This is a genomic window from Moorena sp. SIO3I6 (genome assembly GCF_010672095.1).
In genome coordinates this window covers 52,537-66,421 of record NZ_JAAHHU010000001.1, presented here as the reverse complement: position 1 = coordinate 66,421, position 13,885 = coordinate 52,537, and the positions used below count along the sequence as shown (strand labels likewise).

The 13,885-nt window shown below is 44.1% G+C and carries 12 protein-coding genes; 8 read left to right on the top strand and 4 right to left on the bottom strand.

Annotated features, from left to right (window positions below):
- Positions 1 to 15 precede the first annotated feature (15 nt).
- Positions 16 to 1,923 carry a 1-deoxy-D-xylulose-5-phosphate synthase gene (gene dxs, locus F6K49_RS00290; protein ID WP_293020622.1) on the bottom strand — a complete coding sequence of 636 codons (1,908 nt, stop codon included), beginning with the start codon at positions 1,921 to 1,923 and terminating at the stop codon, positions 16 to 18.
- Between the two features lie 89 nt (positions 1,924 to 2,012).
- On the opposite strand from dxs, the gene F6K49_RS00285 reads away from it, so the two are divergent.
- From F6K49_RS00285 to F6K49_RS00270, 4 genes are all read left to right on the top strand, one after another.
- Entirely contained in the window at positions 2,013 to 3,608 is a 1,596-nt protein-coding gene (locus tag F6K49_RS00285; RefSeq protein ID WP_293093133.1) for a histidine kinase dimerization/phosphoacceptor domain -containing protein, read from the top strand.
- A complete protein-coding gene (locus tag F6K49_RS00280) occupies positions 3,608 to 5,170 on the top strand; it encodes an ATP-binding protein (RefSeq protein ID WP_293093130.1) in 1,563 nt (520 codons plus the stop codon). The genes F6K49_RS00285 and F6K49_RS00280 overlap by 1 nt, the downstream gene beginning before the upstream one ends.
- Positions 5,171 to 5,280: 110 nt before the next feature.
- Complete coding sequence (locus tag F6K49_RS00275; RefSeq protein WP_293093127.1) at positions 5,281 to 6,891, top strand: DUF2079 domain-containing protein; 1,611 nt, start codon at positions 5,281 to 5,283, stop codon at positions 6,889 to 6,891.
- Between the two features lie 203 nt (positions 6,892 to 7,094).
- Positions 7,095 to 8,726 carry an Hsp70 family protein gene (locus tag F6K49_RS00270; RefSeq protein WP_293068510.1) on the top strand — a complete coding sequence of 544 codons (1,632 nt, stop codon included), beginning with the start codon at positions 7,095 to 7,097 and terminating at the stop codon, positions 8,724 to 8,726.
- Between the two features lie 189 nt (positions 8,727 to 8,915).
- On the opposite strand, the gene F6K49_RS00265 is transcribed toward F6K49_RS00270, so the two are convergent.
- A complete protein-coding gene (locus F6K49_RS00265) occupies positions 8,916 to 9,128 on the bottom strand; it encodes a DUF433 domain-containing protein (protein ID WP_293068513.1) in 213 nt (70 codons plus the stop codon).
- Between the two features lie 56 nt (positions 9,129 to 9,184).
- The gene (locus F6K49_RS00260; RefSeq protein WP_293068516.1) at positions 9,185 to 9,397 is read right to left on the bottom strand and encodes a hypothetical protein; all 213 of its coding nucleotides are present in this window, start codon (positions 9,395 to 9,397) and stop codon (positions 9,185 to 9,187) included.
- Between the two features lie 110 nt (positions 9,398 to 9,507).
- On the opposite strand from F6K49_RS00260, the gene F6K49_RS00255 reads away from it, so the two are divergent.
- Both F6K49_RS00255 and F6K49_RS00250 read left to right on the top strand, forming a co-directional pair.
- Positions 9,508 to 9,651 (top strand): hypothetical protein, encoded by a 144-nt coding sequence (locus tag F6K49_RS00255; protein WP_293093122.1) that lies wholly within the window; start codon positions 9,508 to 9,510, stop codon positions 9,649 to 9,651.
- Positions 9,648 to 10,274 carry a Uma2 family endonuclease gene (locus F6K49_RS00250; protein ID WP_293093119.1) on the top strand — a complete coding sequence of 209 codons (627 nt, stop codon included), beginning with the start codon at positions 9,648 to 9,650 and terminating at the stop codon, positions 10,272 to 10,274. Before F6K49_RS00255 ends, F6K49_RS00250 begins: the two co-directional genes overlap by 4 nt.
- A gap of 122 nt (positions 10,275 to 10,396) precedes the next feature.
- Here the strand turns inward: F6K49_RS00250 and F6K49_RS00245 are convergent, their stop codons facing one another.
- Positions 10,397 to 12,532 carry a pentapeptide repeat-containing protein gene (locus F6K49_RS00245; protein WP_293093116.1) on the bottom strand — a complete coding sequence of 712 codons (2,136 nt, stop codon included), beginning with the start codon at positions 12,530 to 12,532 and terminating at the stop codon, positions 10,397 to 10,399.
- 399 nt (positions 12,533 to 12,931) lie between these two features.
- Here F6K49_RS00245 and F6K49_RS00240 point away from each other — a divergent pair, with 399 nt between their 5' ends.
- A complete protein-coding gene (locus F6K49_RS00240) occupies positions 12,932 to 13,204 on the top strand; it encodes a type II toxin-antitoxin system Phd/YefM family antitoxin (protein WP_075904997.1) in 273 nt (90 codons plus the stop codon).
- On the top strand, positions 13,185 to 13,457 hold the full coding sequence (locus F6K49_RS00235; RefSeq protein WP_293093113.1) for a Txe/YoeB family addiction module toxin: 273 nt from the start codon (positions 13,185 to 13,187) through the stop codon (positions 13,455 to 13,457). Before F6K49_RS00240 ends, F6K49_RS00235 begins: the two co-directional genes overlap by 20 nt.
- The last annotated feature ends 428 nt before the right edge of the window (positions 13,458 to 13,885 follow it).

Genomic DNA, 13,885 nt, shown 5'->3' with positions numbered 1-13,885 from the left:
GTTAACATTCATAGATTAACTAACACCAGAGGGCTGTCTATTAAAGAATGCTTCCCTGATCTGTTCAGCAATTTGAGAGCCAGTTAGCCCCAAATCAGCTTTTGATTCATCGGGCTTGGCATGATCCACTAATTGATCCGGTACACCAAAGCGCTTGAGGGGAACTAATATATCATTATCCATCAGTGCTTCTGCCACCGCTGAACCAAAGCCACCCATTAAGCACCCTTCTTCTAGGGTAACTACACGACCAATTTTCTGAGCCAAGGGGAAGATTAATTCTGTATCCAGGGGCTTGACAAAACGAGCATTAATCACCGTTGTTTCAATACCATGCTCGCTAAGAATTTCAGCGGCTTGCATGGCGGTGTAAACCATACTGCCGTACCCTAGCATTAACAGGTCGTCACCATTACGCAAGAGTTCTGCTTTACCAATGGGTAGGGCTTCCCAACCATCTTCCATCAGGGGAACGCCATAACCACTACCCCGAGGATAGCGCATGGCAATCGGACCATCGGTGTGGTTTACTCCTGTAACTACCATACGTTGCAGTTCAGCTTCGTCTTTGGGAGCCATAATTACCATATTGGGAATGCATCGCAAATAGGCGATATCATACATCCCTTGGTGAGTAGGGCCATCAGCACCCACAATTCCCGCACGGTCGAGGCAGAAAAAGACCGGTAGGTTTTGGATACAAACGTCGTGAATGATTTGGTCGTAAGCCCGTTGTAAGAAGGTGGAGTAAATAGCTGCAACTGGCCGCATTCCTTCACAGGCTAGGCCAGCCGCTAGGGTGACCGCGTGTTGTTCCGCAATCCCCACATCAATGTATTGGTTAGGGAGTTTTTCTTGCAATTTATTCAACCCTGTCCCAGTAGCCATAGCTGCCGTGATGCCAATGATTTTGGGATTATTCTGAGCTAGTGTGACCAGGGTATGGGCAAACACTTTGGAATAGCCGGGGGGTTTGGGTTTTTTAGCGGGAAGCGCTTTACCCGTAGCTAGGTTGAAGGGACTTTGGGCATGGTAACCCACTTTGTCCGCTTCTGCGATCGCATACCCCTTGCCCTTCGTAGTTGCCACATGCACCAGCACTGGTCCATCTAGCTTGTGGGCGTTGGTAAAGGTGGAAATTAACTCCTCTAGATTGTGACCATCCACCGGTCCGATGTAAGTAAAGCCAAGTTCTTCAAATACTGCTCCGACCTTAGGTACAGCTAAACGCTTCATCCCTTCCTTGAGCCGTTGCAAGTCTGGGGATAAAGACTCACCGACAAAGGGGAGATGTTTGAACTGTTCCTCCAAATTGTCAGTAATAAACTGCATTGGCTCAGAAAGCCGCACTTTGTTGAGGTAACGAGGAATAGCCCCCACATTGGGGGAGATGGACATCTCATTGTCATTGAGCACCACCAGCAGTTTAGTATGGGGTAAATGTCCTGCATGATTGATGGCTTCCAAGGCCATGCCACCGGTCAGAGCACCATCACCAATAACTGCTGCAACTTTGAAATTTTCCCCTCTGCGGTCTCGGGCGAGGGCCATACCCAAAGCAGAAGAAATACTGGTGGACGCATGACCTGCTCCAAAGTGATCAAACTTATTCTCGCAGCGCTTTAGATAACCAGCAATACCATCTTTCTGCCGTAGGGTATGGAATCGGTTATAGCGCCCCGTGAGCATTTTGTGGGGATAAGCTTGGTGTCCCACATCCCAGACTACCTTATCATAGTCAAGGTCAAGTGTTTGATACAGAGCTAGGGTTAATTCTACCACTCCCAAGCCTGGCCCTAAGTGACCACCACTAGTAGCTATGGTTTGGAGATGTTTCTCGCGAATTTGACGGGCAATTTCCTCTAGTTGACGAATCGATAGACCGTGCAACTGATTTGGATGAGTAATTTCACTGAGATGCATACCGTCTCTTTGAATTGCTACTGGATTGTGTTAATGTTTATCTTTCGACTCCCTAAAAGTATCCAATAATTTGGCGCTTCAAGGGTTATATGGAAGCTAAAGATTACCTGAAAAATGGCATTTCTGGTCAATTTTCCATTGTAAATTTTCCTGGCGACCAGCAGCCCCTCACCATTGCTCCCGATACTCCAGTAACGGAAGCGATCGCTACGATGAATCAAACTGGAAGGAGCTATGTGCTGGTAGTACAGCACCAGAAATTGGTAGGAATTTTTACAGAACGGGATGTGGTCAAAGTAGCAACAGCTGGAATGGTACACTCAGGGGTTTCCATTGCTGATGTGATGACTCAAGAGTTAATTACCTTGCCCATCATACCGACACCGGACATTTTCTTGGTAGAGTCCCAATTACGTCAACACCAGATTCGTCACCTACCCCTAGTGGATGAGCAAGGTCAAGTAGTACGTGTGGTGACCCCCCACACCATGGCAGCAATCCTCTCTGCTATCGTGACTAAGGTCGAAGACTTACAGCAACAGTTGACTCAAAAAGAAAGGGAATTAGTGGCAGCTAATCAGCGATGGCAGCAGGAAGTTGCTGTCAATCAGCAGTTTGAGGAGCAATTGGGGGAAAATGAACATGCTTGGCAGTTGAGCCAAGAACGCCTTGAGAGTATTCTGGCTGACCTAGAAGCAGTGGTATGGTCTTTTGATCCTTCGATTGACAAACTGCTTTATCTTAACAGTGCTACCGAGCAAGTCTATGGTCGCAGTATCACTGAGTTCTTCGGAAACTTACGCCTGTGGGAATCAGTGGTTCACCCAGAGGATCTCGAAACCTATCAACTGGCAGAGCAAACCCTGCTGTCAACTGGTGCCAAAGATATTGACTACAGAATTTTGCGACCGGATGGAGCTGTGAGTTGGATTCGCCATCGTGCTCACCTCCTCAAGGATGCTAATAACACTCCCACTCGGATCTATAACATAGCCATCGACATCACACAGCTCAAACAGGTCGAGGAAAACCTCAAAGCTACCCTAGTTGAGAAAGAGGTGCTGCTCCAAGAAATTCACCATCGGGTCAAAAACAACTTACAAATTGTTTCTGGCTTGCTACACTTGCAATCTGTGACAATAGATGAACCCCAAACCCGACTACACCTGTCGGAAGCTCGCCATCGCCTTGAAGCCATGGCTCTCATTCATAAGAAACTTTATGGTGCCTCAGTGATAGGCAACCTGGATGTAGTCGATTATATCCAGAACCTAGCCGTGAACTTACTGGTAGCTTATCAAATAACTAGCGATAGGATTCAGTTGCACACCACTATTGAACCCATTCCGCTCAGTATTGATCAGGCCATCCCTTGCGGTCTAATCATCAATGAACTGGTATCCAATTCCCTGAAGTACGGGTTTCCCAATGGACGCTCTGGTGAGATTCACATTGAATTGCACCGTAGCGGGGACGATGACGTTGAATTGATTGTCCGAGATAATGGAGTTGGTTTACCAGAACAGTTAGATTGGCGTAATACCCAGTCTTTAGGATTATCGTTAGTTTATGACCTGGCAACGGAGCAACTAGAGGGGAGTATGTTTCAGGGCCATAGCGAGGGCACAGCTTTCAGAATATTATTCTCAACACCAACAATTGTAGAGGCAATAGGACAACAATAGTGGTTACCAGGGTGTTAGTTGTAGAAGACGAAGTTATTGTTGCTAAGACAATTGCTAGCCAGCTTAAGCAACTGGGGTATATGGTATCAGCTACTGCTTCATCTGGCTCTCAAGCCATTACCAAAGCCGCTCAAACTAAGCCTGACTTAGTGCTGATGGACATTTTCCTCAAAGGCAAGATGGATGGTATTACTGCTGCTAGGCAAATCCGTGAACATTTACGTATTCCTATCGTCTATTTAACTGCCTATGGGGATGAAGATACCTTGCAAGGGGCTAAAGTTACCCAACCCTTTGGTTATGTGACCAAACCCTTTAACGACAGAGACTTGCGGGTTGCTATTGAAATTGCTCTCCAGCAATACCAGATGGAGCAGTCGTTGCAGAGCAGCCAAGCTCAGTTGTCATCCATTTTAAACTCTATCGATGATGCAGTTATTGCTACCACGACCCAAGGTATCATTACCTTTATGAATGCTCCCGCTGAAGCTCTGACTGGCTGGAACCAATCCGAGGTATGGGGGCGAGATCTGACCTCAGTGTTGCCAATTGTTAATGATCTGACTGGTAATCTAGTCAAGTATCCCCTAGATAAAGTAATCAAGACCGGACAAGTTGTCTATCTGGGCGAGCATAACGCTTTGATTACAAAGGATGGTGGTCGAATTGCCGTTGGTAATAGTGCTTCACCCCTAAAAGACCAACTGGGAAACGTGAATGGAGTAGTGCTCGCGTTTTGGGATATCAGCGAGGATCCTCAGACAGAAATGTTAGAGCAGGTGTTGGAAAAAGAGCAAGAAATCCAAGATTTCCGCTCCCAGTTCGTCTCCACCGTTTGCCACGAATTCCGTAATCCCCTCAGTGTGATCCTAACTGCCGCTGAATTACTTAAGCGCTATGGTAATCTGGCCACTCAGGAGCAAAAGCAGCGTTATCTAAAACGAATTACTATTTCAGTAGAGCGCATGACTGAGTTGATGGAAGAGGTGTTGCTAATCGGTCAAGCTGAAGTAGGTCGGCTAGAATTTATTCCAACTCCGATGAACTTAGAGCAATTCTGCCAGGATTTAATTGCAGAACTATGCCTAGATGAAGCCAGCCGCAATCGGATTGTTTTTACCTCTGACGGGGTCTATACAGAAGTCTGTATGGATGATAAGCTTATACATTACATTATAACTAATCTGCTTACCAATGCTCTAAAGTATTCTCCTTCTCATGAAATCGTGACCTTTAACCTAACCTGTGATCTGAAACAGCAGTTGGTTGTGTTCCGCATCCAGGATAAAGGAATTGGAATTGCTGAAGCAGACCAAAATCAAATTTTCGAGTCTTTTTATCGAGCAAAAAATGTGGGAACAATTCAAGGGACTGGTCTGGGATTATCGATTGTGAAACGCTGTGTGGAACAGCATCAGGGAGAGATTGAACTGACTAGTCAATTGGGCGTTGGTACAACATTTACGATTAAAATCCCCATAGTAAGTAATGGGGAAGTCAGATGTCAGACGTGTGACGTGATAAGTGCTGATTGGCAAGGGCTCGGGAGTAGTAGCAATTAGCAATTACCTTTGTAGGGATTTAGTTCGGGTGTGTTTAAAACAAGAGTAGTTTTAAAAAAGCGAAACTTTATGTATGGAGCTTAATACCAAGGACAAATGACAAAGGACAAATGACAAAAAAACCTGGTTTAAAACTTGTTATTACTGCGGCGATCGCATTTTTTTTATTCACCTTAATTTTTACTCTACATCGACACTATACTTTTTATTCTTCCTACGATCAAGGAATTTTTAATCAAGTCTTCTGGAATGGCAGTCACGGTCGCTTCTTTCAGAGTACCCTTTCATCCCAACTGTCTACTAATGTAGTTCATAATGGGGAAGTTCCAAATGTATATTACCACCGATTAGGGCAACACTTTACTCCCGCGCTATTACTTTGGTTACCGTTATATGCTTTGTTTCCATTTCCCGCTACCCTAACGGTTTTGCAGGTAACCTTGGTAACAGCTGCTGGTGTTGTTTTGTATATCCTGGCCAGACAGTATCTGCAACCGATGTTAGCAGCAATGATTACGGTTAGCTTTTACTGTGCTAATGCTATTCTCGGTCCGACCTTAGCCAACTTCCATGACATCTGCCAAATTCCCCTGTTTGTGTTTGGGCTACTGCTAGCTATGGAAAAACGCTGGTGGTGGCTGTTTTGGTTGCTGGCAATTTTGATTTTAGCTGTACGGGAAGATTCCGGGATAGGTTTGTTTGGTGTGGGATTCTATTTAATTGTCAGTCGGCGCTATCCTCGCATTGGTCTGGCAGTTTGTACCCTCAGTTTCGGTTACATACTTGTCTTGACCAATCTAATTATGCCTATATTTTCGGAAGATATTTCTCAACGGTTCATGATTGAGCGTTTTGGTCAGTACGCTGATGGGGATGAGGCGTCTACTCTGGAGATTATTAAGGGTATGCTGACCAATCCCTGGCGTTTACTAGTAGAACTGTTTACTCCCTTTTTTGGTACCATTCAGTATTTATTAGGTCAATGGTTACCGTTAGCATTTATACCAGCTATTGCTCCCGCTTCTTGGTCTATTGCAGCATTTCCCTTGCTCAAACTCCTGTTGGGTAAAGGTCAATCAGTGCTTGCGATTAATATCCGCTATGCGATGACCGTAGTACCTGGGCTATTTTATGGCGCGATACTTTGGTGGTCAGCTCATCCCCAATTTAGTGAAGCTGTGATCTCTGCTAGGTCTAAGTTTCGGCGCTTTTGGATTTTTTGTCTAACCCTTGCGGTAGTGTTGACCATTACCTCTAGCCCAAATCGAACCTTTTATTTCCTCCTTCCGGATTCCTACCAACCCTTTGTATATGTGCCGTTAACCCAACAGTGGTCTCGTGTGGGGTCGATCCGGTCATTACTGGCTCAGATTCCTCGAAATGCTAGTGTCTCAGCCACTACCTATCTAGTGCCTCATCTGTCAGGACGTCGGGAAATCATCCGCTTAGGGGATTTACAGTTGCGCAATGATAATGGCGAGGTGGTGAAGGTGGATTATGCGATCGCAGATTTATGGCGGTTACAACGCTATCAAATTGCCTTTAAGCATGATGGTCAGCGGTTGCGTTCCTTAGTTAACATGATTGACCGCGTCACCAACACTAACGAGTATGGCATCATTGGTTTTAAAGATGGTGTGATTTTGATGCAAAAAGGAGTAGCATCTAATCCAGAGGCTATGGCAGCATGGCTAAGCTTTAGGCAAGAGTTGGAGGTCTAAAGGGAATAGGGAATCGGGAACAGGGAATCGGGAATCGGGAATCGGGAATCGGGAATCGGGAATATGGCATCAAAAATTCTGACAATTCCGATACGGATTGCTAAAGCGTCTTCCTGGGTACAGGTCTTGGCTATTGAGTAGTTCGGCCATAAACTGATATTTAATAATAAAGAATATCAATAAGATCAGTTCAATAAACATTAATGCCTAGCACCAGTACTACCTCCTACGCTATTGACTTTGGCACGAGCAATACGGTAATCACTCGCTGGAACCCTGTCACGGAAACGCCAGAAACGATCACGTTACCAGGACTTGCTCTGCAACTTAGTCAAAATCCTCCCTTAATTCCCAGTTTGGTGTATGTGGAAGATGCTGCTCAGGGTAAGGTTATGGTTGGACAGGCAGTACGCGATCGCGGATTGGACCTTACCAGTGACCCTCGATTCTTCCGCAGCTTCAAACGGGGGATTGGTGCTGAGGTTCAGGGATTTCTGCCAGAACTGGATGGCACCGTGATCACCTTTGAACAAGTTGGGGAATGGTTCCTCAACCAAATTATTGAAAATCTATCAGCCCTCCAGTCCGAGGCGGGGGATTCTGCGATTGAATCGGTGATTCTGACTGTGCCTGTGGATAGCTTTGAAGCTTACCGCCATTGGCTTAGTGGCATCTGTCAATCGTTGCCAGTGGAACAGGTGAGGATGCTGGATGAACCGACAGCGGCTGCCTTGGGCTATGGTATTGCCGAAGGGGATACTCTGCTAGTCATAGACTTTGGTGGTGGCACCCTGGATTTATCTCTGGTGCAGCTGAATCAGGAGGCTCAAGGGAATAAAAAACCTCTCGGGTTTATTCTTAAGTGGGGGCAAAAGTCCTTTGGTGAAGAGTCTAGCCAGAAGGTGAAGATTGCCCGTGTGCTGGCGAAAGTGGGACAAAACTTGGGTGGGACAGATATTGATAACTGGCTGGTGGATTATTTTGTGGAAACTCAAGGGTTAATGCGATCGCCTTTGACTACTCGACTAGCAGAACGCCTGAAAATTCAACTGTCTGAGCAGTCTGAGGCCACTGAAGTCTATTTTAATGATGAAACCTTCGAGAGTTACGAACTAAAACTAGACCGGGAGACCTTTGAAACTATTCTCAAAGAACACCAGTTTTTTGATACCCTTGATGATAGGATGACGGAAGTGCTGCAACAAGCAAGACGCAGCGGTATAGAAGTGCCAGATATAGATGGTGTCTTGTTAGTGGGTGGCACGGTGAACATCCCAGCAGTTCAGGCATGGGTAAACCAGTACTTCGACTCAAGCAAGGTTCGTTGCCAAAAACCCTTTGAAGCGATCGCAACTGGCGCACTTCAGCTCAGCCAAGGTATCGAAGTCCAAGATTTCCTCTACCATAGCTACGGAATTCGCTATTGGGATAGACGGCTAAAGCGTCACAACTGGCACTCTATAATTAGAGAAGGACAGCCTTACCCCATGAGTGAGCCAGTAGAACTATTCTTAGGAGCATCCGTAGAGAATCAACCGAGTATAGAGCTAATTTTAGGAGAGTTAGGCTCCCAAACTGGTGGCACAGAGATTTATTTTGAAGGCGATCGCTTGATTACTCGTCAGTTAGGCCAGGGTCAAACTGCTGTGCAACCCCTCAATGACAGGGATGGGGCAAGAAGTGTGGCTAACTTAACACCCCTGGGCAATCCCGGAAGCGATCGCATTAAACTCCAGTTTCAAGTTGATGCTGAACGTTACTTGAGAGTTACTGTTGATGATTTACTCACTAATGAAACCTTATTGGCAAATCAGGTAGTAGCTCAATTAAGTTAATTGGTCAGATCATGTTTGCTTGAATACTTATAAATAGTAGTTAATAGGGAAAAGGGAACAGGGAACAGGGAATAGTGCGTAGGGTGCGTCGTGCGTAGGGTGTGTTAGGAGCGGGCTTGCCCTCATGTTAAACTTCGTAGCGACTGTTACAACAGCCCGCTCCGTAACGCACCACCCAAGGGCTCGCTCCTAATTGCGTCGTGCAGCAAAAAGCAAACAACCTTGAATATCTGGCAGTTCCAAATCGGGGAAATCTTCTAAAATTTCAGTAACACTAACATTTTCAGCCAACATTTCTAAAATATCGGTCACTCGAATTCGCATCCCTCGAATGCAGAGACGACCACCACACTGACCAGGGGTTTGAGTAATGCGAGCGATCAAGCTGGTTTTTGAATTCATGAGGGTGTCTACAAGTTGCTTTGTTTGTATTTATTTTAGTTACCGCTATTCCTGAATCAATCGTTTAATTCAGCTATCACATCATCAACTGTCCCTCGAAAAACGTTACCTTGTTTATAGTCTTGGTGAGCTTTAGTAATATTAACAGCGATTTCTTCTCTTCTTTGTTCAATTTGTCTATGTCTAACAATATTAATTAAATCGCTCTGTTCCTCTAAAGAAAGAGCGTCAATCATTTCTAAAATTTGATTGAATTGACTTATTTGCATATTTTTGACTCTTTTAAGCTACGGGCGATCGGATTATGAGTCCGATAGAGTTATTGTAACTCACAATAAAAGATAAAATATTAGGGTAACAAGTGTGAAAATCAAGGGTTTTGGGTGGTGCCTTCCTTATAATCAATCGGTTGAAGCAGCAGATGTTGATTACTTTGAAGGCACCCTACAATAGGCTAAGCACTATTGCCTCTTATCTCTTCCCTGTTCCCTGTTCCCTGTTCCCTGTTCCCTGTTCCCTATGATTCTATCAGCAACCAAAACCGGTATCAGTCCAGAAGAATTTATTGCTCAGTATGGAGACGATCAACGCTACGAACTGATTGATGGAGAGCTAATTGAGATGGAACCAACGGGCCCCCACGAGCAAGTCGTTGCATTGATTAGCCGAAAGCTTAACGTAGAAATAGATCGTTTAGATGTACCTTATTTTATTCCACACCGTTGCTTAATTCAGCCTTTAGGAACCTTCAACGCTTTCAGACCAGATTTGGTTGTGCTTGATGAAGGAGAACTAATCAACGAACCACTGTGGGCAAGGGAACCAGTGATAACTCTGGGTACTACAGTAAAACTTGTGGTTGAGGTGGTTAGTACAAATTGGCAGAATGATTATGCTCGTAAGTATGAAGATTACGAAGCTTTGGGAATTCCAGAATACTGGATTGTCGATTATCTCGGTATTGGCGGAAAATACTTTATTGGTAGCCCCAAACAACCGACGGTAACGGTCTGCTGTATGGTGAATGATCAATATCAGAAAGTAATGTTCCGTAGAGGGGATTGTCTCAAATCTTCCCTTTTTCCTAACCTTAAGTTATCTACAGATCAATTATTTATAGGGCTTCGATCAAATAAGGGTGAATGATCTCTAGTTTGATCCGGTGGTGCGTTACGGGCCGGGCTGTCTCAACGGATTTTAACAGGGGGAAAATCAAGGGGAGCCCGTCCCTAACACACCCTACGCCACTGATAGCTGATTACTTATCCCTAAACTTCCGTCCATCCTTCAATAGTAGCCATTAAAATGTTAACTAAAGGATGGTCTATGGCTTCCTTAAAAGCTTCCACTCCTCCAGCTTTTAGAGCATTGACTACCTTAGCTTTTAGGATTGGTTTATTCTTTATTTCCTCAGCAGCCCTTGCTACAACTGTTAACTTCTCAATCTCATTACTCGTGGAATTAGTCTGGGATAGTTGGTTTAGAAGTTGCTGAATTTCAGCTGCTGCTTCGGCTAGGTTTTTGTCAGGAGCATGGTGGTGTATAACATCCCCTTTATTATCTCTCCCAGCAATACCACCACCTATAGTAGAGTTATTGACAAGATTAGAGTTATTGTTAGGATTATTAGCTTGGCCTTGGTCTATATTAAAACTCTGTGAATTATCTGACATATCATTATCCGCTTGAACTGTATTTGTAAGATTTATTGTAGGATTCGATAACTGATTACTAGTGAAAGCAGCTCTAACAATTTCCTTAACATCCTTGAGATGACTTCTTTCCGCCTCTAGCAGAGCCGTTTGTTTCGCTGCTTCCAGCCTAGCTTCATAAACGGCCAAAAATTCTCTTTCGACTTTACCCTTATCTATTGATTCTGGAACTTCCAACGTAAGTAAAATATCATTTCCCTTCCTCTCAATTGCTTGAATCGAATCACCAGTAATTTCCGGATTTTTTCCTATTAATTCTTGAAAGGCTTGACGAAATGCTTCTGGATTAACCCCATTACGCAGAAGAATCTGCACCGTATTCATAACCTGCTGATAAAGCTTCTCAAAATCCCCTGGTTGAAAAACCCGATTAGAGTCATGGGGGCGGCGCTCTCGACTTCCCATCCCATTGGGATTCTCTAGTAAAAACACATACTGACAATCAACTTTACTTAACCTAGTTGTTGAATCAATATTCCACGCTTCTAAACAAGCTCCGGTAAAATAAGCATTAGTAAAATCAGTACCAACTGCTTGAGCTTCCGTTAAATTAGCCCATTCTAAATTAGCCTCTTGTAAAGTCGCTTCGCTAATATCAGCGAGTTTTAGATTAGCCTTATTTAAATTAGCTCCTCTTAAATTTGCACCTCTAAGATTGACATCAACATAAGACTTATTATAACCATTACCACTAACCAATAATTCTCTGATAGCTGTATCAGCTATCAGAGAATTACCTGGTCTTGCTCGGTCCAGCTTAATAGTATTTTGCCAACACGTACGAGTGATAGTAGCCTTTCTTAAATCTGTACTTTTGAGGGTAGCTCCCGTAAAATTAGCATTGGTTAGGTCTGCCTTGTAAAAACTGGTACCTCCTGTGGCAGCAAATGCAATAGCAATAGTACGAATCCAGGCATCTTTGAGGTCTCCTGTTAGAACACGCCAGCCCAGGTAAGTGCCAAGTAAGGCTACGACTATAGTTATAACTCCGGCTAAGTCTCCAGCAAAAGCTCCGGAAAAGTTAAAGGCTACAGCTCCGCCAAAGGTAAAGGCTACAGCTCCGGCAAAGGCAAAGGCAAAAACTCCGCCTACGGCACCGGCACCAGCTACCCCTACAGCTTGGATAAATCCCACGACTACGGCAGCAGCACCAGCTCCGGCTCCGGCTCCGACTACACCTAAAAACTCGGCGACGCCGGCTAAGGCTCCCGCACGGGGACCGATTCCTGCTCCAGATACGGTTATAGCAACGGCTAGAACCAAAGCTCCGACTCCGGCAATGCCTATGGCCAAAGTTCCGGCTTTTTCCATACTTTGACGAAGGGTAACAGTAAATAAGACAATTATTACAACCAAAGCTATCCAGCCGAAGACTTGCTCTACCACGCCTTGAGAGGTAAATATTCGCGCTACTAAAAACCTACCAGAGAAGCTGGTAAATCCTGATACTCCTGACGTTATCCATGAAAGCAACAGAAGAACAATTACCCACCGTTTTTGTAATCCCGCCTTCGCTTTACAAAACCTAGTATCCCTTAAAATAGCATTCTTAAAATTTGTCCCTCTAATATCCGCTTCACTAAAATCCGCTCCTGAAAGGTCTTTCTCCTGAAACGATTGACCTCTAAGATTTTCCCTGCGGAAATCCTTTTCTCCTGCTGCATATTTTTCCAGAACTTCATTAGCTTTCATCAGCCATAGTTATATATAAGAAAGGGAATAGGGAACTTTAGTTAAAGTAGTTTAGTATAACAAGCAGTTCTTGTCAATAAACTAGAAATATTTTTTAATAATTACTGCCTCGTTGTGTTGATTAACCTACAGACTGTTTCGGATAGAGACTCAGGGATAGGTTGTTGTAGCTGAAGCCGACTCTACCGTTGCGATGCTCCGTTCGCGTAGCGTGGCCAACGACCAAGGAGCCGCTAAAAGCGATCGCACCATTCCCTTGAAACCTTATTCTTTTACTTCAGCAAAGCTGCCTTCAATACACTTTTATTATCGGTATTCAACCGGACTTGAGATAAATGCTTACAAGCAACTCAAGGAAATATTAACCTGCTATACTTAAGTATAAATGAGGAAAAAACCGTGAACTCTATTCCTATCAAGCAATTTAAGACTAACATTCAAGACTTTATTAAACAAGTCATTAATCAACATACTCCCCTCAAAATCACCGATCCCAATCAGGGAGACTTTATTATTATTAGTGCCGAAGATTGGGAACAACAACAAGAAACATTGTATGTATTACAAAATAGCCATTTAATGGAACAGATTAACCGTTCTCAAGCTACCCATACCCAAAATAAAGGCTACTCTCCCAATCAGGAAGAACTAGATGAGATACTTAGTATTTGAGGGCAAAACTTGGGAGATTTACGAAGTTCTTCGTAAAAAAGACAAAAAACTCCATCAAACCCTTTGTAAAATCATCAAAGAAATGCTGAGAGACGATCCCGCTAAAGGAATGGGAAAACCTGAACCGTTAAAACATAATTTATCGGGGTTGTGGTCAAGAAGAATTTCTCAAAAAGATCGCCTTATTTACAAATTTGATGATAACTATGTTTATATTTTTGCAATAGGTGGTCATTACGATCAATTTAATTAATTTTAGTTGATGTAGGGTGGGCAGTGCTTAATACAGATCAGCTGACAAAACCCGTTACTAGGCACTGCACACCATAGGTGTAGCCCCAATCATACAGCCGTTTTAAGATGAATTGACCTCACTACCTTTAGCTGCAAGCCCCCTAAATCCCCGACTATCAAAAAGCGAAGCATCCGCTAATTCCCCCCAAAATTGGGGGGTTAGGGGGGCGGGGGACTTTAACTCAATTTCCCCCCAAATTTGGGGGGCTAGGGGGGCAAAATTTGCTGTAAGCCGATAGCTGTTCGCGTAGCGCATTAGCTGATAGCTGATAGCTGATAGCTGATAGCTAAATGCTTACAAAAAAAATAGCCGTAGAAATACTATCCACGGCTATATCAATGCTGTAAACGTTATGTCATGTCTATCAGTTTCCGAATCAATCCGGA

Excerpts from the sequence above, each read along its gene's own strand:
- dxs (WP_293020622.1), bottom strand. The coding sequence starts at position 1,923 with ATGCATCTCAGTGAAATTACTCATCCAAATCAGTTGCACGGTCTATCG.
- F6K49_RS00285 (WP_293093133.1), top strand. The coding sequence starts at position 2,013 with ATGGAAGCTAAAGATTACCTGAAAAATGGCATTTCTGGTCAATTTTCC.
- F6K49_RS00275 (WP_293093127.1), top strand. The coding sequence starts at position 5,281 with ATGACAAAAAAACCTGGTTTAAAACTTGTTATTACTGCGGCGATCGCA.
- F6K49_RS00270 (WP_293068510.1), top strand. The coding sequence starts at position 7,095 with ATGCCTAGCACCAGTACTACCTCCTACGCTATTGACTTTGGCACGAGC.
- F6K49_RS00265 (WP_293068513.1), bottom strand. The coding sequence starts at position 9,128 with ATGAATTCAAAAACCAGCTTGATCGCTCGCATTACTCAAACCCCTGGT.
- F6K49_RS00260 (WP_293068516.1), bottom strand. The coding sequence starts at position 9,397 with ATGCAAATAAGTCAATTCAATCAAATTTTAGAAATGATTGACGCTCTT.
- F6K49_RS00250 (WP_293093119.1), top strand. The coding sequence starts at position 9,648 with ATGATTCTATCAGCAACCAAAACCGGTATCAGTCCAGAAGAATTTATT.
- F6K49_RS00245 (WP_293093116.1), bottom strand. The coding sequence starts at position 12,532 with ATGAAAGCTAATGAAGTTCTGGAAAAATATGCAGCAGGAGAAAAGGAT.
- F6K49_RS00235 (WP_293093113.1), top strand. The coding sequence starts at position 13,185 with ATGAGATACTTAGTATTTGAGGGCAAAACTTGGGAGATTTACGAAGTT.